Origin of the sequence: Bifidobacterium choloepi (genome assembly GCF_010667615.1) — a bacterium.
Lineage (GTDB): Bacteria > Actinomycetota > Actinomycetes > Actinomycetales > Bifidobacteriaceae > Bifidobacterium > Bifidobacterium choloepi.
The window spans coordinates 40513-64380 of the sequence record NZ_VYSG01000003.1; the positions used below are offsets into that span (position 1 = coordinate 40513).

15 protein-coding genes, 1 tRNA gene and 1 pseudogene are annotated in these 23868 nt (G+C 65.2%); 12 read left to right on the forward strand and 5 right to left on the reverse strand.

The genetic code is table 11. The annotated features are described in order from the left end of the window. Window positions 1–137: 137 nt before the first annotated feature. From F6S87_RS08970 to F6S87_RS06805, 10 genes and pseudogenes are all read left to right on the forward strand, one after another. Window positions 138–606: pseudogene (locus F6S87_RS08970) on the forward strand (TrmH family RNA methyltransferase); the annotation flags it as partial. A gap of 83 nt (window positions 607–689) precedes the next feature. Continuing rightward, window positions 690–971, forward strand: a complete 282-nt coding sequence (locus tag F6S87_RS08975; RefSeq protein WP_407925119.1) for a TrmH family RNA methyltransferase — start codon at window positions 690–692, stop codon at window positions 969–971. A 240-nt stretch (window positions 972–1211) separates the two neighbouring features. Further along, window positions 1212–1508, forward strand: coding sequence for an Asp-tRNA(Asn)/Glu-tRNA(Gln) amidotransferase subunit GatC (gatC, locus tag F6S87_RS06770; RefSeq protein WP_163227906.1), 297 nt, complete (start codon window positions 1212–1214; stop codon window positions 1506–1508). A 5-nt stretch (window positions 1509–1513) separates the two neighbouring features. Beyond that, entirely contained in the window at window positions 1514–3058 is a 1545-nt protein-coding gene (gene gatA, locus F6S87_RS06775) for an Asp-tRNA(Asn)/Glu-tRNA(Gln) amidotransferase subunit GatA (RefSeq protein WP_163227907.1), read from the forward strand. A gap of 30 nt (window positions 3059–3088) precedes the next feature. Further along, the gene (gene gatB, locus F6S87_RS06780; protein WP_163227908.1) at window positions 3089–4588 is read left to right on the forward strand and encodes an Asp-tRNA(Asn)/Glu-tRNA(Gln) amidotransferase subunit GatB; all 1500 of its coding nucleotides are present in this window, start codon (window positions 3089–3091) and stop codon (window positions 4586–4588) included. 364 nt (window positions 4589–4952) lie between these two features. Continuing rightward, window positions 4953–6284 carry a GNAT family N-acetyltransferase gene (locus F6S87_RS06785; RefSeq protein WP_163227909.1) on the forward strand — a complete coding sequence of 444 codons (1332 nt, stop codon included), beginning with the start codon at window positions 4953–4955 and terminating at the stop codon, window positions 6282–6284. Between the two features lie 167 nt (window positions 6285–6451). Continuing rightward, on the forward strand, window positions 6452–6805 hold the full coding sequence (locus F6S87_RS06790) for a DUF2469 domain-containing protein (RefSeq protein ID WP_163227910.1): 354 nt from the start codon (window positions 6452–6454) through the stop codon (window positions 6803–6805). 214 nt (window positions 6806–7019) lie between these two features. Beyond that, the gene (locus F6S87_RS06795) at window positions 7020–8609 is read left to right on the forward strand and encodes an NAD(P)/FAD-dependent oxidoreductase (protein ID WP_163227911.1); all 1590 of its coding nucleotides are present in this window, start codon (window positions 7020–7022) and stop codon (window positions 8607–8609) included. Window positions 8610–8765: 156 nt separating this feature from the next. Then, the gene (gene rho / locus F6S87_RS06800) at window positions 8766–11270 is read left to right on the forward strand and encodes a transcription termination factor Rho (protein ID WP_407925115.1); all 2505 of its coding nucleotides are present in this window, start codon (window positions 8766–8768) and stop codon (window positions 11268–11270) included. Window positions 11271–11679: 409 nt separating this feature from the next. Further along, complete coding sequence (locus F6S87_RS06805) at window positions 11680–12066, forward strand: chorismate mutase (protein ID WP_196779155.1); 387 nt, start codon at window positions 11680–11682, stop codon at window positions 12064–12066. A 236-nt stretch (window positions 12067–12302) separates the two neighbouring features. On the opposite strand, the gene valS is transcribed toward F6S87_RS06805, so the two are convergent. The 3 genes from valS to nth all read right to left on the reverse strand — a co-directional run bounded on the left by valS (window position 12303) and on the right by nth (window position 17567). After that, window positions 12303–15077, reverse strand: coding sequence for a valine--tRNA ligase (gene valS, locus F6S87_RS06810; protein ID WP_163227914.1), 2775 nt, complete (start codon window positions 15075–15077; stop codon window positions 12303–12305). 146 nt (window positions 15078–15223) lie between these two features. After that, complete coding sequence (locus F6S87_RS06815) at window positions 15224–16702, reverse strand: ABC transporter substrate-binding protein (RefSeq protein WP_163227915.1); 1479 nt, start codon at window positions 16700–16702, stop codon at window positions 15224–15226. 172 nt (window positions 16703–16874) lie between these two features. Further along, entirely contained in the window at window positions 16875–17567 is a 693-nt protein-coding gene (gene nth, locus F6S87_RS06820) for an endonuclease III (protein WP_163228057.1), read from the reverse strand. Window positions 17568–17902: 335 nt separating this feature from the next. Between nth and tnpB the strand changes: the two genes are divergently transcribed. Next, window positions 17903–19081, forward strand: coding sequence for an IS607 family element RNA-guided endonuclease TnpB (tnpB, locus tag F6S87_RS06825; RefSeq protein WP_163228058.1), 1179 nt, complete (start codon window positions 17903–17905; stop codon window positions 19079–19081). A gap of 1125 nt (window positions 19082–20206) precedes the next feature. Here the strand turns inward: tnpB and F6S87_RS06830 are convergent. Both F6S87_RS06830 and F6S87_RS06835 read right to left on the reverse strand, forming a co-directional pair. Next, window positions 20207–20283: transfer RNA gene (locus F6S87_RS06830), tRNA-Met, on the reverse strand. A 155-nt stretch (window positions 20284–20438) separates the two neighbouring features. Further along, on the reverse strand, window positions 20439–21137 hold the full coding sequence (locus F6S87_RS06835) for a hypothetical protein (RefSeq protein ID WP_163227916.1): 699 nt from the start codon (window positions 21135–21137) through the stop codon (window positions 20439–20441). A gap of 281 nt (window positions 21138–21418) precedes the next feature. Here F6S87_RS06835 and F6S87_RS06840 point away from each other — a divergent pair, with 281 nt between their 5' ends. Continuing rightward, window positions 21419–23770, forward strand: a complete 2352-nt coding sequence (locus F6S87_RS06840; RefSeq protein WP_163227917.1) for a maltotransferase domain-containing protein — start codon at window positions 21419–21421, stop codon at window positions 23768–23770. The last annotated feature ends 98 nt before the right edge of the window (window positions 23771–23868 follow it).

A 23868-nucleotide genomic window follows, 5' to 3' on the forward strand; every position in this document is an offset into this window, starting at 1 on the left:
TTGCCGCTTCTGTATTAGCCACTTCTTGTATTACTTGAACGATCCGGACCGTCACGGGCGGCCCGGATCGTCATCATCGAACGAACGATCCGGACTGCCGCATGGAGTCCGGAATTCACCTTTTTCCGGGAGGAATCGTGCACGAACCCAATCCGATCGACGTCGCCGCGAAGGAGTCCGGCGAACCGGTGTTCCGCGAAGTCGGCGTGGGACCGTGGAGCGAGACACACCCCGGCGAGCCGCGCCCCGACGACCCCGCCTCGCCGAACTACGACGCGCGGTTCGACTCCGGGCTGCTCGATAACGGCGACCGCCGCAACGTCCTCGACCGCTACCGCTACTGGACCGTCGAGGCGATCCGCGGCGACCTCGACCGGCAGGGGCGCCACGGCTTCGAAGTCGCCGTCGAGAACTGGACGCACGACTTCAACATCGGCTCGATGGTGCGCACCGCCAACGCGTTCACCGCGCGCACCGTCCACATCGTCGGCCCGCACAAGTGGAACCGCAAGGGCGCGCTGATGACCGAGCTCTACCAGCACGTCGTCAACCATCCGTCGATCGACGAGCTCGTGCGCGACTGGCGCTCGCGGATCGGCGCCGAGGCCGAGGAGGCGCAGCAGCGGCTCGACAACGCGAAGGCCGAGCTGGCCGCCGGCCTCATCGACGACGACGAGGCGAGCCGGCGCATGACGGCCGCGCAGCGGATGCTCGAGAACGCCCGCGACGCGCGGATTATCGCCCTCGACATCGTCCCCGGCGCCGTGCCGATCGAGACGTACCGGTTCCCCGAGCGCTGCCTGATGCTCTTCGGCGCGGAGGGTCCGGGCCTGAGCGAGAAGGCGCTGGAACTCGCCGACGACGTCGTCTATATCTCGCAGTTCGGCTCCGTCCGCTCGATCAACGCCGGTGCGGCCGCCGCCGTTTCGATGCACTGCTGGATCGCCCAGCACGCCGCCGTGCGGGCGTGACCAACCGTCCGTCCGGACTTCCGCTTGACGCCCGGTCACGATTCTCGCGCCGGAATCGTGACCGGGCGTCGTTTCCGTCCCGATCTTGACGATCGGTCACGGTTCGCCGGCGGAAAACGTGACGAATCGTTCCTTTTCTTTTTCAGGATGACGATTCGTGACGGTCACCTCGAACGGGGGCGGAATGGGCAGCCGAAACAGCGGGTCGCGTCGTCACAAACCGCACGTATAGTTATGGCCATGCCAACTTTCACACGCGAAGAGATCACGCATCTGGGCGAGCTGTCCAGAATCGCGCTGACTGAAACTGAAATCGTCCGCATGCAGGGCGAACTCAACACGATCGCCGACTCGATCAACAAGGTCCAGCAGGTCGCCACCGCCGACGTCCAGCCGACTGCGAACCCGGTGCCGCTCGAGGCGTACCTGCGCCCCGACGAAGCCGAGAAGCCGCTGACGCAGGAAGAGGCGCTGTCTGGCGCGCCCGTCAAGGAGGACGGCATGTTCGTCGCCCCGCGCATTCTGGGGGAGGAGTGACCCGCATGACCAACGCTACCGAAATCGTGAAGCTGACCGCCGCCGAAATGGGCGAGAAGGTCAGGAACGGCGAACTGTCCAGCCGCGAGCTGGTCCAGGCCCACCTCGACGTCATCGAGGCCGCCGAGCCGACGATCAAGGCCTTCCTCAAGGTCTCCTCCGACGAGGCCCTCGAGCAGGCCGACGCCTTCGACAAGCTGTCCGCCGACGAGAAGGCCGCGATGCCGGAGCTCGCCGGCGTGCCGATCGCCGTCAAGGACATGATCGTCACCAAGGGCATCGAGACGACCGCCGCCTCGAAGATCCTCGAGGGCTGGGTGCCGCCGTACGACTCGACCGTCGTCGAGCGGCTGAAGGCCGCCGGCATGCCGATTCTCGGCAAGACGAACCTCGACGAGTTCGCGATGGGTTCCTCCACCGAGCACTCCGCGTTCCAGAACACCGCCAACCCGTGGAACACCGGCTGCGTGCCGGGCGGTTCCGGCGGCGGTTCCGCCGCGGCCGTCGCCGCGTTCGAGGCGCCGCTGGCCCTCGGCACCGACACCGGCGGCTCCATCCGCCAGCCGGGCGCGTTCACCGGCACCGTCGGCGTCAAGCCGACCTACGGCGGCGTTTCCCGCTACGGCGCCATCGCGATGGCCTCCTCGCTCGACCAGATCGGTCCGGCCACGCGTTCCGTCCTCGACTCCGCGCTGCTGTACGAAATCATCGGCGGCCACGACCTGCGCGACTCGACGTCGATCCCGGCCGGCCCGCGTCCGGCCGCCGCCGCGGCCCGCGAGGGCGCCAGGCGCGACCTCAAGGGCATGAAGGTCGGCCTGATCAGGGAAATCTCCGGCACCGGCGACGCGTTCGAGCCGGAAGTCACGGCGCACTTCAACGCCTGCGTCAAGATGCTCGAGGACATGGGCGCCGAGGTCATCGAGGTCTCCGTGCCGCGCATCGACTACTCGCTGGGCGCCTACTACATCGTCATGCCGTCCGAGGCCAGCTCGAACCTGGCCCGCTACGACGGCATGCGCTACGGACTGCGCGTGATGCCGCCGGCCGGCGTGCCGCAGACCGCCGCCAACATGATGAGCGCCACCCGCGAGGCCGGCTTCGGCGACGAGGTCAAGCGCCGCATCATCCTCGGTACCTACGCGCTGTCCGCCGGCTACTACGACGCCTGGTACGGCTCCGCCCAGAAGGTCCGCACGCTGATCATCGACGACTTCAACAAGGCGTTCGAGCAGGCCGACGTGCTCGTCTGCCCGACGGCCCCGACGACGGCGTTCGAGTTCGGCTCGAAGATCGACGACCCGATGGCCATGTATGTCAACGACATCGCCACGATTCCGGCGAACCTCGCGGGCCTGCCGGCCATGTCGATTCCGTCCGGCGTGGCCTCCAACGGCCTGCCGACCGGCTTCCAGTTCGTCGCCCCGCAGCAGAAGGACGAAGTCATGTACAAGGCCGCCGCCGCCCTCGAGGCCGCGCTGGAAGACAGCTGGAACGGCCCGGTCTGGCAGAAGATGAACACGCCGTGGCTCGATGGCCTGGGCGCCTGACGACAAGACTTCGGAGGAAAGAAACACATTATGGCTGAAAAGTTGATGAAGTATTCCGAGGCCGTCAAGAAGTACGACGTCGTCTTCGGTCTGGAAACGCACGTGGAGCTGTGCACGAACACGAAGCTGTTCTGCCCGGCCCACATCGAGTTCGGCGGCGAGCCGAACACGCAGCTGACGCCGGTGAGCCTGGGCCTGCCGGGCTCGCTGCCGGTGATCAACCAGACCGCCGTCGACTACGCGATCAAGCTCGGCCTGGCGCTGCACTGCGAGATCAACGAGTGGAGCCAGTTCGCCCGCAAGAACTACTTCTACCCGGACATGCCGCGCAACTACCAGATCTCCCAGTACGACAAGCCGACGAACGGCAACGGCTACCTCGACGTCGAGCTCGAGGACGGCACCGTCTTCCGCGTGCCGATCGAGCGCGCCCACATCGAGGACGACGCCGGCAAGAACACGCACGTCGGCGGCGCCGACGGCCGCATCGAGGGCGCCGACCACTCGCTGGTCGACTACAACCGCGCCGGCGTGCCGCTGATCGAGATCGTCACCAAGCCGATCGAGGGCGCGGGCGACCGCGCTCCGGAGATCGCCGGCGCCTACATGCGCGCCATCCGCGACATCGTGCGCGCCCTCGGCATCTCCGAGGCCCGCATGGAGCACGGCAACATGCGCGCCGACGTCAACGTCTCGCTGCGCCACTCGCCGTCCGACCCGCTCGGCACGCGCTCGGAGACGAAGAACGTCAACTCGTTCCGCGGCATCGAGAAGACGATGCAGTACGAGATCCGCCGTCAGGCGGCCATCCTCGACGACGGCGGCGAGATCCTGCAGGAAACCCGCCACTGGGACGAGGCGTCGCAGGCGACGGCCGGCGGCCGCGTGAAGTCGGACGCCGACGACTACCGCTACTTCCCGGATCCGGACCTCGTCATGCTGCACATCACGAAGGAGCACATCGCCGAGATCGACGCGCAGATGCCGGAGATGCCGCGCGAGCGCCGCAACCGCCTGCAGGGCGAGTGGGGCTTCAACGCGACCGAGATGCGCGACATCGTCAACGCCGACGCGCTCGACCTGATCGAGGCCACCGTCGAGGCCGGCGCCACGGCGTCCGGCGCGAAGAAGTGGTGGCTCGGCGAGCTGTCCCGCGAGGCCAACGCCAAGGGCGTCTCGCTCGAGGAGCTCAGCATCACGCCGGTGGAAGTCGCCGACGTCGAGAAGCTCATCGCCGACGGCAAGCTCAACGACAAGCTGGCCAAGCAGACCGTCGCGGGCGTCCTCGCCGGCGAGGGCACGCCGGCCGAGGTCGTCGAGAAGCACGGCTTCAAGGTCGTCTCCGACGACGGCGCCCTCGAGGCCGCGGTCGTCGAGGCGCTCGACGCCAACCCCGACATCGTCGAGAAGCTCAAGGGCGGCAACATGAAGCCGATGGGCGCCATCATCGGCGCCGTCATGCGCGCCACCAGGGGCCAGGCCGACGCCAAGGCCGTCACGAAGATCGTGATGGAGAAGATCAAGGGCTGAGCCCCGGCCGTTCCGGGCCGGCCGGGCTAGCCGGTCCGGATTGGTTCGCCTGTTCATGTCGCAAATCCGGGCTGCCGGCCCGGGTTTGCGACATGCTTTTTGTGGGAGGAATCGTGACCATCATTCGCAAGGAGGACCCGGGGAGCGGGGGAATCCACTACAATGCTTGACTGAGAGTCGCCGGCGGCGGATCATGCCCCCTACGCAACACGCCCAGCGAGGCGTCAGCATTGTTGCCTAGCGTGAGTGAACGTGAACAGCGTCGCAGCGGGTACGCACGGGTACACGTACAACACGTACACACGGTACTCACTTGCACACGCACGGGCGACGCGGACAGATGGAACGAAGGACACGAGCACCGATGGCGAAGAAGGATCCCAAACCCAACCCCGAGGCCGCCCAGGCCGTCGCCGACGACATCCGCGAGGACGTCTTCACGTTCGACGAGGACCACAACGCCGTGCCGCAGGATCGCAACCCGCGCACCGACGCCGCCAACGAGAACGATCGCGAGCTGCCGGACCGGATCGACATCCCGACCATCCGCGGCGAAATGGTGATGCTGCGGCCGGCGACGATCGACGACCTGCCGAAGATGGAGGAACTCAACGCCTACCACAACGCGTCCGGCGTGACCGGCAAGGACCGCAAGGCCGAGCGGGCGTCGGTCAGGGCGTGGGTGCAGCGCTCGATCGCATGGTCGGCCGGCCGCAGCTCGGCGCCGGACGGCATCAAGGATCCGGAGGCCCGCGGCACGATCGCCTGGTCGGTCCTGCGACTGCCGAAGGAAATGAACGAGAACTTCGCGACGCCGTTCGACGAGGACAGCGCCGTCTTCCTCGGCATGATCTTCCTCATCGACATCGACGGCTGGTCGCGTTCGGCGCGCATCCAGGTCATCCTCGGCGAGGACTACCGCGGCCGCGGCTACTCGCGCGACGCCATGCCGCGCGTCATGACATACGGTTTCGCGGACCAGCCGGAGGGACTCGGCCTGCATCGCATCTGGGTCGCCGTGCCGGAGAAGAGCACGCGTCCGCGCTCGGTCTACCAGTCGCTCGGGTTCGTCCCGTCGGGCACGTCGCGCGACGCGCTGTGGGACGCCGTCAACGGCAAGTACCAGGACCTGATCGTCATGGACACGCTCGAGGACGAGTACGACCCCATCCGCTCGCTCGACGCGTTCGGCATGCACATCGTCCCCGGCAACCCCGGTCTCGACAAGGCGATGACGATGCACGAGCATTCGATGGCGCTCAAGCAGCGCCGGCGCGAGGACCCGAGGGACGCGAAGAATTCGAGGAATTCGGACGATTCGCGCGACGGGAACGATTCGCGCGATTCGGACGGAACCCGCGCCACGGCCGCGACGGCCGGCACGTCGCCAAGCGGGAGCGCCGCGCGCCCGTTCGACCCGGCCGACTTCGACGGCGCCGTGTCGGCCGGCGACGCGGTCGCCGACGTCAGGCGCCCGCTCGGCGATCTCGAGCGGGAGGAGCTCGAGGCCGCAAGAATCGTCCAGCAGAGTGCCGAACTGCAGCATGCCGGCGGTGAGGCCGATACCGAGAACGACTGGCCGTACAACGCGGGCGGCCATGCCTCGTCGAAGCGCGCCTGGTGGCGCACGCTCGGCGCGCGCCGCTCGGAGGGCCGGTCGCGCTCGATCGGCGAGAAGGACCGGAAGAAGAACTGATCGTGCCGTCGCGTGGATCGTGCCGGGTGCCGTGCCCAATGCCGTTCGTCGGCCCGGTCGGGGAGAATCGTTCGATGGCCGGCGACGGCGGCCGGCGGCAACGACACGAGCGCGACGAACGAAGCGAACGCGACAAGCAGACGACAAGCGAGAGGTGAGACAAAGCCGTGAGTGCGGAAGATCTCGATAACTACGAAACCGACGCGGAACTGGCCCTGTACAAGGAGTACCGCGACGTCATCAAGCTGTTCACCTACGTGGTGGAGACGGAGCGGCGGTTCTACCTGGCCAACAAGGTCGACTTCAACGTGCGGTCGGCCGGCCAGGACGTCTATTTCGACGTGCGGCTGTCCGACGCGTGGGTCTGGGATGTCTACCGGTCGAGCCGCTTCGTCAAGAACGTGCGGATCGTCACGTTCAAGGACGTCAACGTCGAGGAAGTGCAGAAGACCGACATCGACAGGAGGGCCGTCCGCAACCAAAAGCCTTTACCCTTGGCGAACGGCGAGGGCGGTGGGTAGGCGTTGGTCTACGATGGCTACGACTATGCGTCGTCGGCCCCGGCGTCACGATTCACGCCGCCGGGCGAACAGTTCGTTCGCCGGCCGACACAACCATCAACAATCTGGCAGCCTGCCGCGCGGTTTCCCATACGACTGACTGAGAAGAAGCGAGAGGAACGGAAGCCCGCCATGCAGGAGCGACATGGCGATCCGAATTAAGGAGAATCCAACAGTGTCACAGAAGCAATCCGTAGTGATTATCGGTGGCGGCCCCGCCGGTCTGACTGCCGCGTGGGAGCTCGTGAAGGACGGCGGCGCCGACAAGTACGACGTGACCGTCCTCGAGGAAACCGGCGAATTCGGCGGCATTTCCCGCACCGTCAAATACAACGGCAACCGCATGGACATCGGCGGCCACCGCTTCTTCTCGAAGGACGAGCGGATCATGGACTGGTGGAAGAACACGCTGCCGCTGCAGGGTGCGCCGTCCTACGACGACAAGAAGCTCGGCCGCGAGCATGAGCTCGAGCCGGGCGGCCCGGATCCGGAGAAGGAAGACAAGGTCATGCTCAAGCGTCACCGCGTCTCCCGCATCTTCTGGAACCGCCACTTCCTCGACTACCCGATCTCGCTCAACGCCACCACGCTCAAGGCGATGGGCCCGAAGCTGACCGTCGTCGCCGGCTGCTCGTACCTGAAGTCCGTCGTGCACAAGCTGCCGGAGGACAATCTCGAGAACTTCTACATCAACCGCTTCGGCCGCAAGCTCTACTCGATGTTCTTCGAGGGCTACACCGAGAAGCTGTGGGGCCGTCATCCGTCGGAGATCTCGGCGGACTGGGGCGCCCAGCGCGTCAAGGGCCTGTCGATCATGGGCGTGCTCAAGAACGCGTTCCAGAAGATGCTGCCGAAGAAGCGCGACAACGCCGAGGTCGAGACGTCGCTGATCGAGGAATTCTGGTACCCGAAGTACGGTCCGGGCCAGCTGTGGGAAACGGTCGAGCAGAACTGCGAGGCCGCCGGCGTCAACGTCATCACCGGCGCGAAGGTCGTCGCCGTCAACCGCGAGGACGGCAGGATCTCGTCGCTCGACTACGTCACGCCGGAAGGTAAGAAGGTCACGATCGGCGGCGACGAGTTCATCTCGTCGATGCCGGTCAAGGACCTCGTCCAGGCGCTGCACGACGGCAACGAGGGCGCGCCGGAGGACATGAAGGCGATCTCGGACGGCCTGCCGTACCGCGACTTCGTCACCGTCGGCCTGCTCGTCGACAAGCTCAAGCTCAGGAACACGACCGACATCCCGACGCTCGGCAACCCGCCGATCGTGCCGGACTGCTGGATCTACGTGCAGGATCCGGGCTACAAGGTCGGCCGCATCCAGATCTTCAACAACTGGAGCCCGTACCTCGTCGAGGACGTCGACGACAAGGTGTGGATCGGCCTCGAGTACTTCTGCGAGGAGGGCGACTCGTTCTGGAACATGTCCGACGAGGAGGCCACGAAGTTCGCCATCCACGAGATGACGAAGATGGGCGTCATCGGCGGCCCGCAGGACGTCCTCGACTCGCACCGCGAGCGCGTCAAGAAGGCCTATCCGGCCTACTTCGACACCTACGCGCAGATGCCGGAGCTCGTCGAGTACCTCGACTCGTTCGGCAACCTGTACTGCGTCGGCCGCAACGGCCAGCACCGCTACAACAACATGGACCACTCGATGGCGACGGCGATCGAGGCCGTCGGCAACATCGAGTCCGGCAAGACCTCGAAGGCCAACGTCTGGTCGGTCAACACCGACAAGTCGTACCACGAGGAGAAGTAGTTAGGCTTTCCGTCGCCGATTATCAGGAACGATTCGCACGTCATGTGCGGATCGTTCCTTTATTTGAAGCTCCCTTCCAGGGAGCTTTGGTTTCCCGTTCTTGAGCCAACGGCGGAAGGCGGCGAGCCGGGAAATCGTTGGTCGGGCAGATGTTGTATGGTAATTCAAGTTCCAGCGGCACGGCGTTGCCGGGAACTTCAATTGGCGGGGCATGCGATCCCGCGACAATCTTTCACTGCAGCCGTTGCATTGCTGCATGCCAGGGAAAGGCAAACCATAGTGGCAACTAGCCCGAATCTGAAGGAAATGAAGATGGCCGAGCTCAAGGAGCTCGCCAAGCAGATGGGTCTGCGTGGCACGTCGAGCATGCGCAAGGGTGACTTGATCGACGCCATCGAGTCCGTCCGGAAGGGCGGCGCGCCGGCCGCGGACACCGCGCCGTCGCAGGCCGCCGGCAAGAACGATTCATCCGTTCCGGCGGGCGGCAAGACCGAAGCCGCCGCCGGCGATGTCAAGCCGCGCGTGCGCGACGCGGCGCCGGCCGCCACGGGCGCCGCGTCCGCCGCGAAGAAGGCCGCTGCGCAGGCCAACGACCACGCCGCCGCGGCGCTGCTCGCCGAGCAGCCGCACGCCGCGGGCGCCGCGCAGGACGTCTCCGCCGCTTCCCCGAACGAGGCCGCGCCGGCCGCTGCCGACCATGCCGCCCGCGGTGCGGAGCGCGCAGCCGATCATGCCGTCGACCATGCCGTGCATGCGGACCATGTCGCCGAACACGCCGACCGCCCCGACCGTGCCGGGCATGCCGATCATGAGGCCCAGCCGCGCACGACGACGCTCGGCGACGCCGACCTCGAGGGCCAGCCGATGCGCACGCGCCGTCGCCGCGTCGAGCGCGCCGCCGGCGCGCCGGCTCCGGTCGACCACATCCGCACGTCGATCACGGACGCCGACGAGGAGCCGCGCCTGGCCAACCGCCGCGTGCGTCGCCGTCACGCCGACGTCGATCCGGCCGTCGAGCAGATCGCCGAGCACGCCGCCGAGGACCTCCTCGAGGCGATCGACGCCGAGCATCACGGGGCGCGCGCGGATCGTGCCGAGCGTCACGCCGACCGTGGCGCGGACCGCAATGCCGACCGCAACGGCGAGCAGCGCGAGAATCGTCGCCGCCGCGGCTCGCGTGACGACCATGCCGACCAGCAGGGCGCCCAGGGACTCGACGACATCCTCGCCGCGCTGCCCGAGGGCCAGAACGGCGACGAGTCGCCGCGCCGCGGCCGCAACAACCGCAACGCCGACCGTGCCGAGCGCGCGGACCGCAATGCCGACCGTGGCGAGCGCAACGAGCGCGCGGATCGTTCCAGCGACCGCAATGCCGACCGCAACGAGCGCAATGGCCGCAACAACGACCGCAACGAGCGCCGCCGCGGCCGCAACCTGCGGCACGGCGACGAGCAGTCCGACCGCCGCGAGCGCAACAACGACCGCAACGAGCGCGACCGCCGCGACGAGGCCGAGGATCTCGTGCCGGTCGCCGGCATCGTCGATGTGCTCGACTCCTACGCGTTCATCCGCACGTCCGGTTACCTGCCGGGCCCGAACGACGTCTACGTCTCGATGGGACAGATCAAGAAGTACGGCCTGCGCAAGGGCGACGCCGTGCACGGCTCGATCAAGCCGCCGCACGAGGGCGACCGGCGCAACCAGCGGCAGAAGTTCGTGCCGCTGCAGTCGATCGACTCGATCAACGGCATGAGCGTCGAAGAGGCGCAGAACCGTCCGAACTTCAGCAAGCTGACGCCGCTGTACCCGAGCGAGCGGCTCAAGCAGGAGACGGCGCCGAACCGCGTGACCGGCCGCCTCATCGACCTGTGCGCGCCGATCGGCAAGGGCCAGCGCGGCCTCATCGTCTCGCCGCCGAAGGCCGGCAAGACGATCACGCTGCAGAACATCGCGAACGCGATCGCGACGAACAATCCGGAAGTCCACCTGATGGTCGTCCTCGTCGACGAGCGTCCGGAAGAGGTCACCGACATGGAGCGCACGGTCCAGGGCGAGGTCATCTCGTCGACGTTCGACCGTCCGGCCTCCGACCACACGACGGTCGCCGAGCTGGCGATCGAGCGCGCCAAGCGCCTCGTCGAGCTCGGCCAGGACGTCGTCGTGCTGCTCGACTCGATGACGCGCCTCGCCCGCGCCTACAACATCGCGGCGCCGGCCTCCGGCCGCATCCTGTCCGGCGGCGTCGACGCGCAGGCGCTGTACCCGCCGAAGAAGTTCTTCGGCGCGGCCCGCAACATCGAGAACGGTGGCTCGCTGACGATCATCGCGTCCGCGCTCGTCGAGACCGGCTCGAAGATGGACGAGGTCATCTTCGAGGAGTTCAAGGGCACCGGCAACATGGAACTGCGCCTGAGCCGCGAGCTCGCCGACAAGCGCATGTTCCCGGCCGTCGACATCAACGCCTCCGGCACGCGCCGTGAGGAGCTGATCACGCCGCCGCAGGAACTGCCGATCATCTACCGCCTGCGCAGGCTGCTCGGCGGCATGGAGCCGGAGCAGGCCTACTCGACGATCGTGCCGCGCCTCAAGAAGAGCCCGACGAACCGCGACTTCCTCGCCTCCCTGATCCAGGGCGTCGGCGGCAACAACGGCCTGAACTGAGCCATCCTGCCGGCGTGAGTTGGCTGTCCGGCGTGAGTCGGCTGCTGGCTGCCAGCATGAGTTGGCTGTCAGCGTGAGTTGGCTGCCAGATTCGTGACAATTGTGGCAGCCAACTCACGCTTATCGGTCATGAGCATGGGAGAGTTGCCAAAGTGGCCGCTCTCGTGGCAGTCAACTCACGCTGGAACGATTCTGGCGTGAGTTGACTGCCGTTTTTATTATCCGGTTGGCAGTTGCCTCACTCTCGGGCAAGCCGTGCATGGGGCAGCGGCCAACATGGGGCCTTGCGTGGCAGTTGCCTCATGCGGGATATGGGACTGTCTCGCCAGTGTCGGCTTGACGGTGACGGTGCCGGTCCAGCAGTTGCCCCATGCGGGATATGGGACTGTCTCCCACTAAGCTGGACACCATGACCAAACAACACACCTCCGACGAAACAGTCATCGACGCGGAGGGCGACTGGCAGGATCCGAAGGTCGCCGACGCCGTCGCGAAGATCGCGCAGTTGCGCCAGTCCATCGACAACATCGACATGGCCATCGTCGCCATGCTCGCCGAGCGCTTCAAGTGCACGGCGCAGGTCGGCGTTCTCAAGGCCAAGGCCGGCTTCGCGCCGGCGGACTACAAGCGCGAGGAATTCCAGCTCGAACGATTCCGCCGGATCGCCGCCGCCGCCGGCCTCGACCCGCAAATCGCCGAGATGTACCGCGACTTCGTCGTCACCGAGGCGAAAAAGCGCCACAAGCGCATCGCCGACGCTGGCGACGATCCGGGCGTATTGGACGTGTTTGCCTAATTATTGGCCCTCAAGTGAGGTCCCGAGGGGTTGGAAAGAGGCTCCCCGGGGAGCCTCTTTCGCACTTTCCGCGAGGTCATTCGGAAAGTGCGAAGTTTTTCTTCATTCCGGCTCATATTCCGGACCGGAGGCCCCGAAAACTTCGCACTTCTCAAATGACCTGTCGGAAAGTGCGAAGTCACATTATGGAAAAGGCTCCCTTGCGGGAGCCTTTCTCATGGAGCCATGCCCATTACTCAGTTCTTCGGCTGCTTCGGCTTCTTGGCCGGGGGCTCGCCGAGTTCGCTGTCGGCGACGACGATCGTCTCGAGTTCCTCCTCGGTGGCCGGCTCCTCGCCGCGGCTTTCGCGCAGCTCGTTGACGACCTCCCTGGCGCGCTCGAACGTGAAGTCGCCGATGACGCGGCCGGCCTCGGCGATGTCGCCGATGGCGGCCTTGATCGATTCGCGCACGTCGTCCGGGACGGCGAGCTTGACCGACAGGATCGGCGTCTTCATCGAGACCTTGGCCTTCGACTTGATGCCGCGCAGGGCCGCGAGCGCCTGGCCGGCGTTTGCCAGCAGGTCGGGGGAGACCCGGAACGCGGCGTTCGCGTACGGCAGCGCCTTCGGCCACTCGGCATGGTGGACGGAGCCCTCGCCGGCGTGCATCCAGCTCCAGACTTCCTCGGTGGCGTACGGCAGGAACGGCGCCAGCAGGCGCGCGAACGCGTCGAGGCCGAGGCCGAGGGCCGTGCGGGCGGACTTGACGGCCTGCTCGGACGGAATGTTGCCGGTCGAGTCGGCGGTGCCGTAGGCGCGGTTCTTGACGAGCTCGATGTAGTCGTCGCAGAACTGCCAGAAGTAGCTCTCGATGACCTCGAGCGCCTTCGAGTGCTCGTAGTTCTCGAGATAGTTCGTCGCCTCGCGGATGACGAGCGCCATCTTGGCCATCGCGGCGCGGTCGAGCGGCTCGGTGACGTCGGCCGGGTCCCAGTTTGCCGTGGCGGCTTCGCCGACATGGTGGTTCTCGTCCTCGCGGCCGATCGCCAGCGCGAACTTCGTCGCGTTGAGCAGCTTGATCGCCAGGCGGCGGCCGATCTTCATCTGGCCCTCGTCGTACGTGGCGTCGAGGCCCAGGCGCGCGCAGGCCGCCCAGTAGCGGACGGCGTCGGCGCCGTACTTCTCGATCGGCTCGGCCGGAACGACGACGTTGCCCTTCGACTTCGACATCTTCTTGTGGTCGGGGTCGAGGATCCAGCCGGACAGCGTGGCGTTGGCCCACGGCAGGCAGTGGTTCTCGAGGTCGGCGCGGTCGACGGAGCTGAACAGCCACGTGCGGATGATGTCCTGGCCCTGCGGGCGCAGGTCCATCGGGAACGTCGCGTTGAAGATGTCCTCGTTCTCCTGGCCCGGCTCGGCCCAGCGGGTGACGATCTGCGGCGTCAGCGACGACGTGGCCCAGGTGTCCATGATGTCCTGCTCGGCGGTAAAGCCGTTCGGCTGGTCGCGCTGGTCTTCCGTGTAGCCTTCCGGCACGTCGGACGTCGGGTCGATCGGCAGGATGTCCTCGGACGGGGTGATCGGGTGGTCGTAGTCCGGCTCGCCGTTGGCGTCCAGCGGGTACCACAGCGGGAACGGCACGCCGAAGAAGCGCTGGCGGGAGATCAGCCAGTCGCCGTTGAGGCCGTTGACCCAGTTGTCGTAGCGCACGCGCATGAAGTCGGGGTGGAAGTCCAGTTCCTGGCCGCGCTTGAGCAGCTCGTCGCGCAGCTCCATGTTGGTGCCGCCGTTCTGCAGGTACCACTGGCGCGACGTGACGATCTCGAGCGGCTTGTCGCCCTTCTCGTAGAAGTTCGTCATGCGCTTCGTCGGCACCGGCTCGCCGTCGAGGTCGCCGGACGCGCGCAGCTCGTCGACGAGCGCCTTGCGCGCCGAGAACGTCGTCTTGCCGGCCAGCTCGCCGAAGACGCGCCTGCCCTCCTCGTCGGTAATCCAGTCGGGAGTGTCCATGACGATTCGCCCGTTCTTCTGCAGGATCGAACGGGTCGGCAGCTTGAGATCGCGCCACCACTCGACGTCGGTGACGTCGCCGAACGTACAGCACATCGCGATGCCGGCGCCCTTGTCCATCTCGGCGGCCGGGTGGGCAAGGACCGGGACGGCCACGTTGAACAGCGGCGACGTGACGGTCTTGCCGAAGTACGGCTGGTAGCGCTCGTCGTCCGGGTGGGCGATCAGCGCCACGCAGGCGGCCAGCAGCTCCGGACGCGTCGTCTCGATGTACAGCGGCGTGCCGTCTTCCTGGTGGAACGCGATCTTGTGGTAGAAGCCCGGGTACTCGCGCGACTCGAGCTCGGCCTGCGCGACAGCCGTCTGGAACGTGACATCCCACAGGCCCGGCGCTTCCTTCTGGTAGGCCTCGCCGCGGGCGAGGTTGCGCAGGAAAGCCTTCTGCGCCACGCGCTGCGGGTGCTCGCCGATCGTGTGGTACGTCTGCGACCAGTCGATCGACAGGCCGAGCTTGCGCCACAGCGCCTCGAACTGCTTCTCGTCCTGGGCGGTCAGTTTTTCGCACAGCTCGATGAAGTTCTTGCGCGAGATCGGGACCTGGTCCTTCGCGCTCATCTTCTTGCCCTCGGTGCCCTCGAACGGCGGCACGAAGTCGGGATCGTACTTGAGCGACGTGTCGACGCGCACGCCGTAATAGTTCTGGACGCGGCGTTCGGTCGGCAGGCCGTTGTCGTCCCAGCCCATCGGGTAGAAGACGTCGTAGCCGTTCATGCGCTTGAATCGCGCGATGATGTCGGTGTGCGTGTACGAGAAGACGTGGCCGACGTGCAGCGAACCGGAGACGGTGGGCGGCGGGGTGTCGATCGAATAGACGTCGGAACGCTCCTTCGAACCACGGAACTTGTAGGTGCCGTCGTCCTCCCAGGTTTCGCCCCACTTGGCTTCGAGGCCATCGACGCCGACCTTGTCCGGCAGCGGCGTGAGATTGGCCGTAACGGTGATGTTCTGGCTTTCAGTCATGCGTTTCAGTTTAAGAATCTCGCGTGACATAGGCAGGGGTTGCGGCGCGGCCCGACGGCGGGGGAGAGAGGGACGGAAGAATCGTTCGAAATTCCGACGTTCCGGCGGCTTTCGCAAGCCGGAACGATTCGTCCGTCCGCACGCCGCTACCGCTTGAGCGTGCGCAGCGGCAGGTAGACCGACGTGAAGTTCGTCGGATAGTCCTGCAGACGCGACTTCGTGACGACGAAGTCCTTGCGGGTGTAGAGCCAGCCGCACGCCGCGTCTTGCGAGACCGTCTTCGCGAACTTCTGCAGGCCGGCGACATAGTCGTCGTCGTTCGTCGCGGCCATCGCGTCCCTGTATTCCTGCTGCGCCTCGCCGCTGACGTAGTGGAAGACATTGTCGCTGGACGCGAACTGCGCGTAGTCGTTCGTGCCGGTCATCGTGATCAGCGCCATGTCGTAGTCGCCGGAGTTCACGCGGCTGTCGACGGTCGCGGCGTCGAGCACCTCGAGATTGACCGAGAAGCCGCCCGACTCGAGATTCGACTGGATCGTCTCGCCGAGGTCCTGGTAGCGGATCGGCACGATCAGGTCGATCGTCGTCAGGTAGTCGGCGCGGAAGTACGCGAGCAGCGACTTCGCCTTCGCGATGTCGAACGGGAACAGCGAGTCGAGATCCTCGTAGCCGGGAACGAGCTGGCCGATCGGGCCGGAGAGCTCGGCGAGCGCGTCCGGCTGCGACTTCGCGATGCCGGCGGCGTCCAGCGAGTAGCGGGCGGCCTGCCGCACCTGCTGGTCGGACAGCGGCGACGACGACGCCGAATTGAACGCGACGAGCACCTTCTGGCTGCTCGTGCCCTCGCTCACGTCGAACGTCGGGTTGCCGGCGGCGTCGTCGATCGACGCGGCACGCGTCGGCAGCGCCATGTTGATGACGTTGTTGGCGAGGTCGTTGACGAGCGCCGTCTCGTTGTCGTAGTACTGCAGCGTGATCTGCGACGCCGGCGGTTCCGTGCCCCAGTAGTGGTCGTTGCGTTCGAGGACGATCTTGCCGGTCGTGAACGATCCGACCGTGAACGGCCCGCTGCCCGCGGTCTGCTTCGCATAGTCCACGTTGGGCTGGTCGGCGTCGTAGACGATGCCGGCGCGGCCCGACAGCACGCGCAGCAGCGCCGGATTCGGGGCCGAGAGCGCGATGACGAGCGTCGAATCGTCCGGCGACGTCACCGACTTGAGGTTCGTCAGCGCGTCGTAGCCGACGTACTTGTTCTGCACGATCTGCTGGAGCGACCAGACGGCGTCGGCGGCCGTCAGCGCGTCGCCGTTCGCGAACGTCATGTTGCGGCGCAGGTGGAACGTGTAGGTGAGGGCGTCGTCGGAGACGTCCCAGCTCGACGCGAGACCGGCGACGAGATTGTTGTCGTTGTCGCGGCCGACGAGTGTCTCGTAGACGTTGTCGAGCAGCGCGCGGGCGATCGCCGGGTCGTCGTCGGTGCGGATGTCGAGGGAGTCCGGCTCGTCGGTCAGGCCGATGACGAACGTGGAATCCGAGTCGACCGACGACGCCGACGGCAGCGTGTTCGTGCGGTTGAGCATGTAGCAAATCGACACGACGACGGCGACGACCACGATGGCCGCCACGGCGATCCAGATTCCCTTCAGTCCCCCACGGGCGTTCCTCTTCATAATTGCGAGTCTAACGAAAGCCGACTACCTCGAAGGGGTTGGAATCCCCTGAAAATTCGCGCTCGGACGAAAGCGGTTGTTAATGCGACACAAATCACGATTTGTCGGGTGAATCGTTCCTATTTGTTTATTTCTTCTTCGCCGCCTTTTTCTTCGCGGCCTTCGCGGCGGCGAGTTCGGCTTCCTTGGCGAGGAAGCCGGGGGCGGCCGGGCAGGTGCCGGCGAGCGGGCAGTGCGCGCAGTCGGGGCGGCGGGCCTTGCAGACCATGCGGCCGTGCAGGATCAGCCGGTGGGACAGGTCGGTCCATTCCTCCGGCGGGAAGCAGGCGGTGATTTCCTTCTCGATCCTCACCGGGTCGGGGTGCGCGTCGGCCCAGTCGTCGCGCCAGCGCAGGCGGCCGGTGACGCGGATGACGTGCGTGTCCACCGGGAAGCCGGGCACGCCGAACGCGTTGCCGAGCACGACGTTCGCCGTCTTGCGGCCGACGCCCGGCAGCTCGACGAGCTCCTCCATCGTCGACGGCACGACGCCGCCGTTGCCGTCGGCGAGCGCCGACGCGAGCGACAGGATATGTTCCGTCTTCGCGCGGAAGAAGCCGAGCGAGTGGATGATCTCCATGACGTCGTCGGGATTCGCGTCGGCGAGCGACTCGGGGTCCGGATACTTCTCGAACAGCGCCGGCGTGACCTCGTTGACGCGCTTGTCGGTGCACTGCGCGCTGAGCACCGTCGCGACGAGCAGCTCGTAGGGATTCGTGAAGTTGAGCGCGCACTTCGGATCCGGAATCTCCTCGCACAGCTCGGCGTACTCGAGATGCATCCTCTTCAGCCGCGCCGCCTTGCTCTCTCGTGCCACGATTCCTCCGTTCGTCGGTAGCCCGTTCCTTAGCCCGCCATTCTAGTCCTCCTGATGATGTTGCGAACCCGAGATTGCATCTCAGGATCGTGACATCACAAGAATCGGCTGAATCGGGATTTGTGTCTCGGACGCGGGGTGGAAAGGAACAAGACGGGACGAAAAGGTGTGTCGAAAGAATGGCAAGCCCAATAATATGAAGACCTCGCGATTGATGCATATTCTATGCTTATGTGCAAAAACCGACTTCGGCAATGAAGCGGGGTCGGCGACCGGTTGACAGAGAAAAGACAGAACCCATGTATCGCGGAGTCGTCGTGGCGCTGGATCCATCACCTGCTCAGAAGAAGCAGCTGGTAGGTCATGCCGGCGCGTACAGATTCGCCTACAATTGTGTTCTTCGGCACGTGCTTGAGGCGAGGAACAACGGTGACTCTATCTCCTGGAGCTTCTATTCTCTGCGCAAGTGGTGGAATCTCCAGAAAGATACAGTCGCTCCGTGGTGGCGGAAATACAGCAAGGAGGCTTTCAGCTCCGGCATTGAATCTCTCTCCCGAGCGTTGAGAACTTTTGCGGATTCCCGGGTCGGCGACAAGGGATGCGGAAAGATTGGTTTTCCGAAGTTCAAGTCGAAGAAAGGCGGTCGGCTACATTTCGCCTATACCACCGGCATATTTGGAATTATCGAAAACGATTCGTACGGTCTCAGGCTCCCAAGAATTGGCCGCGTTCATTGCATGGAGAATGTCAGAAAGCGTGTGGGGAACCGCCATGTCACTCGGATGACGATCTTTCTCGAAGCAGGACGCTGGTATGCCAGCTTGACGGTACAGGATCCAGAAACGCCAAATGCTCCCGCTCGATCTCGGGGCAAGACCGTTCGCTCTGTTGGCGTGGACTTGGGGTTGAAATCGTTGGCCACGCTTTCGGACGGCGTTGTCTTTCCCAATCCGCGCGCACTGGAAAAGCATGCGCGTAGCCTGCGCAAGGCGCAGCGCAAGCTGGCCAGAAAGCGGCCTGGCTCGAAGCGTAGAGAGCGTCAGCGTAACGTGGTCGCCCACATTCACCGACATGCCGCGAATTGCCGCAATGACGCCATTCACAAGACGACGACCTTTCTGGCGAAAACGTATGACGAAATCAGTGTCGAAGACCTGAATGTGAAAGGCATGATGCGGAATCATCGGTTGGCTGGTGGACTGCAGGATGCCTCCTTCGGAGAATTTCGGCGGCAACTTACATACAAGTGCTTGGAGAACGGGGCTGCCCTTCACGTAGTGAATCGTTTCTATCCCAGTTCAAAGACGTGTAGTTCCTGCGGAACAGTAAGAACCAAGCTGTTCCTCAAGGAAAGAGTGTTCCATTGTCCGAACTGCGGGTTGACGATCGATCGTGACCTGAATGCGGCCATCAACATCGATGTCGCCGGAAGTGCTCCGGAGACGAAAAACGCACGTGGAGTGTTGACAAGACCTTGAACTCAGTCGAGAGGCACAATGCAATGAAACGTGAACCAGAAAGTTGGTACTATCCGCGATCTGGAGCGTCTTCTGGCAACGGAAGGCTGCGGGCGCGAGCTCGTAACGGCATGGATTTGAACCATGGAAAGCATGGGGCTGACACACGCCTTTCTAAAAATGCGTGCGCGGCACTGCCTTTGTTGATGATGGTGGCATACGGATTGGGTGCCCCCCTGAGTTTGGCTCGTCGCGAGCTGAACCCCGCCGTTCCGTCAAGCCTGTATCCCCGCGGTTCGTCGGTTTCAGTTCACGCGCGAAACTGGAAGAAAAGTACTGTTCGATGATCTTTCGGACGGTATCTTGCTTCCAGTCCCGTGCGCGAACTGGAAGCAAGATACCGCCTCAAGGGCCGCGACCTCGCTGCCCTTTCCAGTTTCCGGAACTGGCTGGAAGCAGGGTCACGTTCCGAGACATCCGGGTATGACATTCCTGCCAGTTTGCCAGACGAGATGGAAAGGAAGTCACGCTTCGGGGGCTTCCAGCGTGACCCGGCTTCCAGCTGGGTCGGTGAATTGGAAGCGGGGTACCGCGATGGAAGCCGCTGGCATGACTTGTTCGATGCGACTGGAAACGGGATTGCATGGGACCGCCGTGGTTGATGGCTTTTCCCGTGTGGGGTCGGTGACGGATGCTGGTCGCCGGAGGTGACCGCCGGTTTGCGGGGACGGGACATAGCCCCGGCTGCGGCGAACCGATCCCAAAAAGGCGATGGCCTTACTTCGGAGAGAACTGGTTGCTCCCGCCACTTCGCAACTGCGCCACTCAGCGACTCCCTCCAAGGAGAGAGTTCGCCCCCCCATCTCATCACGTTTTGGGAGGAACGGGTTTCCTAATATCCGGTTGCGTCAATGAAACATGGTTTCCAGTCTGGAAAGAGTTGATGCTTCATTATCTTGAGTGCGCACTGTCATGAAAACTTGGGGGGCAACTGAGTTTTCCGTCGACTCCGTCGTTAAGGAAGTGATCTGGTAAGGCTTTGCCTCGTTGCTTCGAACAGTTCGACAGTTGTTGGATAGGTGCCTGCAGGATTTGTTGTTGAAATACGCAGAGGCCGGAAATCTTTCGATTTCCGGCCTCTGTTATTGGTAGCGGGGACAGGATTTGAACCTATGACCTCTGGGTTATGAGCCCAGCGAGCTACCGAGCTGCTCCACCCCGCGACGGCTTGCTTGCTTTCAAGCAGCTCTATTAAACATAGTCAGCAGCGGGTGATTGTCAAGCTCGGCGTGTCGGACTGAAGTTTGGTTTTATTTGGCGGTCTGTTTGGATGTCGCAAACCCGAGCTGGCAGCTCGAGTTTGCGATATCTAATACTGTCACCCGTCGTCCTCGTTGCGAGGAGGGACCGGTGGTCGGCGGTGGGCGTGCACCATCATCGTCAGGGACGACGCGAGCATCAAGACGGCGGCGATCGCGATGACGATCAGGCCGGGGACGGACGTGCTGGTCGCAAGTGTGGTCGTGCTTGCGAGTGCCGAGGCCGGGGTGCCGAGCAGCGTCAGCAGTGCCGCCAGTACCGACATCAGTTTTGTCGCAAGACTGGCGGGACCTCGCGGCGAACGGGCGGTGTCGCGGGTGCCCTGCCGGTTGCCCGGTCGGCGGCGAACTTCGACGGTGCGGCGACGTTCGTCGGGCCTACGCGGGATTCCGGACGTGAAGCTGTCGGCTGCGGCGGCCGTGGATCGGTCGACGGCGGGGCTGTCGGCCGTGCGGTCGACGAGCGACCAGCCGGACGGGCCGGGATCGGGACCGTCGGGAATGTGGACGAAGACGCCGTCGGGCATCGGGCCGTCGTCCCATGGCCAGTTGTCGCCGAGTTCGTCGGCGAACAGGCCGCCGCCGGACTGAAGCCGTGGGTCGCGATTGCCGTCGAACCCGCAGTCGTGCCGCCTGCCGTCGAACCGGCTGTCGCGGCGCCTGCCGTCCAGAGAGCGGCCGTCATGGTGGCGGCCGTCGTTGCGTCGGCGGTCGCGCTCACCGAGCGGCGGCCGGGCGTGATCGTTGCGAATCGTCATGGTTCCTCCTTCTCGTCGTGCGCGGCCTCGTCGCCGCCGCCGGAGCCGGAAGTCGCCGTCGTCTTCCGGACACCCCCGAGCTTGGCACGATCCGCACGCCGCACGGAAACCGAAAGGGGGTGTGTGGACGAATCGTTCGTTTTCCACAGGCGGTCAAAAATGCGACGGAAGCGAAGGAACCGTCCATATCTCGGGACAAAGGGATAAAAAATAGTTCATATTCGCAAAAAATCAACATTTACTTCACTTTTTTGACCTTTTCCACCATAGAATGAGGAACCATGGTTGATAACACATACGAAAACACCAACGCAGGAGCGTCCGGGCAGGCCGCTCCCGTCGGGGGCGGCGACGTCGCGGCGACGGGGGCATCCGCCGCCACGGCCGCCGCCGGCACCCCTGACGCCACCGTCAACGCCGCCGCCGGCACCGCCGCGAAGACGACGAAAACCACGCGCCGCAAGGCCGCAGGCTCGTCCTCGAAGTCCTCGAGGAGCGCCGCGAGGACGAGGTCGTCCCGATCCTCGAAGGCCGCGAAGCCGGTCGTCGAGAACGGCGCCGGCCATGCCGTCCCGATCGCGATCGGAGAGCCGAACGAGTTCGGCCGCGTCGACATCATGAGTTTCGCCCCGAGCGTGGAAGACGATGTCTTCCCGGCCCGCGTGGAGCTCGGCGAACCGTTCCATGTCAGCGCCGAAGTCTTCATGGAAGGCCGCGCGAAGGTCGGCGCGACCGCCGTGCTGCGCAACGCGCGCGGCAAGGCGATCTGCACCGTCCCGATGACCGAGACGAACGCCGGCCTCGACATCTGGGAAGCCACGCTGCAGGCGGCCGACCACTCCGACCTGCTGCCGTGGGAAGACGGCTACGCCGACATCAAGAAGCAGCTCGGCCACCACACCGTCGTCATCCAGGGCTGGGAGGACACCTACGCCTCGTGGGTGCGCGACGCCCGCATCAAGATCGAGAACGACGACGACGTCGAGAACACGCTCGAGTACGGCGCCAAGCTGCTCGTGCGCTGGGCGAAGACGAGGGACGCCGGCCTGTCCGCCGCCGGGAAGAAGCAGCTGACCGAGGCCGCCAAGGTCGTCGCGAACACCGACCTGTCCTCCGAGGAACGACTCGCCGCCGCCGACAACGACGACATCGCCGTGCTGCACGCCGAGCACCCGCTGCGCGACGGCCTGACCGAAAGCCGCCCGCACCCGTTCAGGGTGGAGCGTCCGAAGTCGAGCTTCGCCGCCTGGTACCAGTTCTTCCCGCGCTCCGAAGGCGCCTACGTCGACGAGGCCACCGGCAAGATCGTGCCCGGCAACTTCAAGACGGCCGTCTCCGGCCTCGAACGCGCCAAGGCCGAAGGCTTCGACATCGTCTACCTGCCGCCGATCTCGCCGATCGGCACGACGAACCGCAAGGGCAGGAACGGCGCGCTCGTCGCCGGACCGGACGATCCGGGCTCGCCGTTCGGCATCGGATCGGAAGAAGGCGGCCACGACGCCGTCGACCCGCAGCTCGGCACGATGGACGACTTCCGCGCGTTCATCGCCCGCGCCCACGAGCTCGGCCTCGAGGTCGCGCTCGACTTCGCGCTGCACTGCTCGCCGGACCACCCGTGGGTCAAGGCGCATCCGGAATGGTTCAACACGAAGGCCGACGGCACCATCGCCCACGCCGAGAACCCGCCGATGACGTACGAGGACATCTACCCGATCGCGTTCGACAACGACCTCGAGGGCATCGAGAAGGAATCCGTGCGCATCATGAACCACTGGATCGAGGCCGGCGTCACGATCTTCCGCGTCGACAACCCGCACACGAAGCCGGTGCGCTTCTGGCAGGACGTCATCGCCGCGGTCGAGAAGAAGCACCCGGAAGTGCTGTTTCTGGCCGAATCGTTCACGCGTCCGTCGATCGTCCGCGCGCTCGCCTACGCCGGCTTCACGCAGTCCCACTGCTACTTCCAGTGGCGCAACACGAAGGAGGAACTCGAGGAGTTCCTCGCCGAGACGAACGGCGTCGGCGGCTACTACCAGCACAACACGTTCTGGCCGACGACTCCGGACACGCTGACCGAGTACGTCCGCGACAACGGCGTGGCCGGCCACGCCGTGCGCGCCGTCCTCGCCGCGATGGGCTCGCCGAGCTGGGGCATCTACAACGGCTACGAGCTCATCGAGAACCACCAGATGCCGGGCACCGAGGAGCAGGCCGACAACGAGAAGTACGAGATCAAGGTGCGCGACTGGTCGAAGGCCGACGAGTACGGCATCTCGGTGCTGCTCGCGTCGCTCAACGCCGCCCGCGCCAAGCACCCGGCGTGCCGCTCGTACCACAACCTGACGGTCCTCAAGACCGACGATCCGTCGATCGTCGCGTTCGCCCGCCGCACCGACGGCCGCTACTCCGGCACCGGCAAGGACGACACCGTCATCGTCGTCGTCAATCTCGACGGCCACAACGAGCACAAGACGCTCGTCCACGTGCCGCTCGACGAGCTCGGCCTGCCGACCGACCGCCCGTTCAAGGTGCGCGACGAGCTGACCGGCCGCGAGTTCGAGTGGAGCTGGGAGAACTACGTCTCCCTCGCCCCGTGGGCCGACGTCGCCCACATCCTCTCCGTCGAGGTGTGAGGCAGTAGAAGCTCCTTTTCCAGGGAGCCTGGCTGTTCCGGACATGGAAAAGTCCCCTGCTGGTGCAGGGGACTTTTCCATGAACGCTTCAGTTCGGC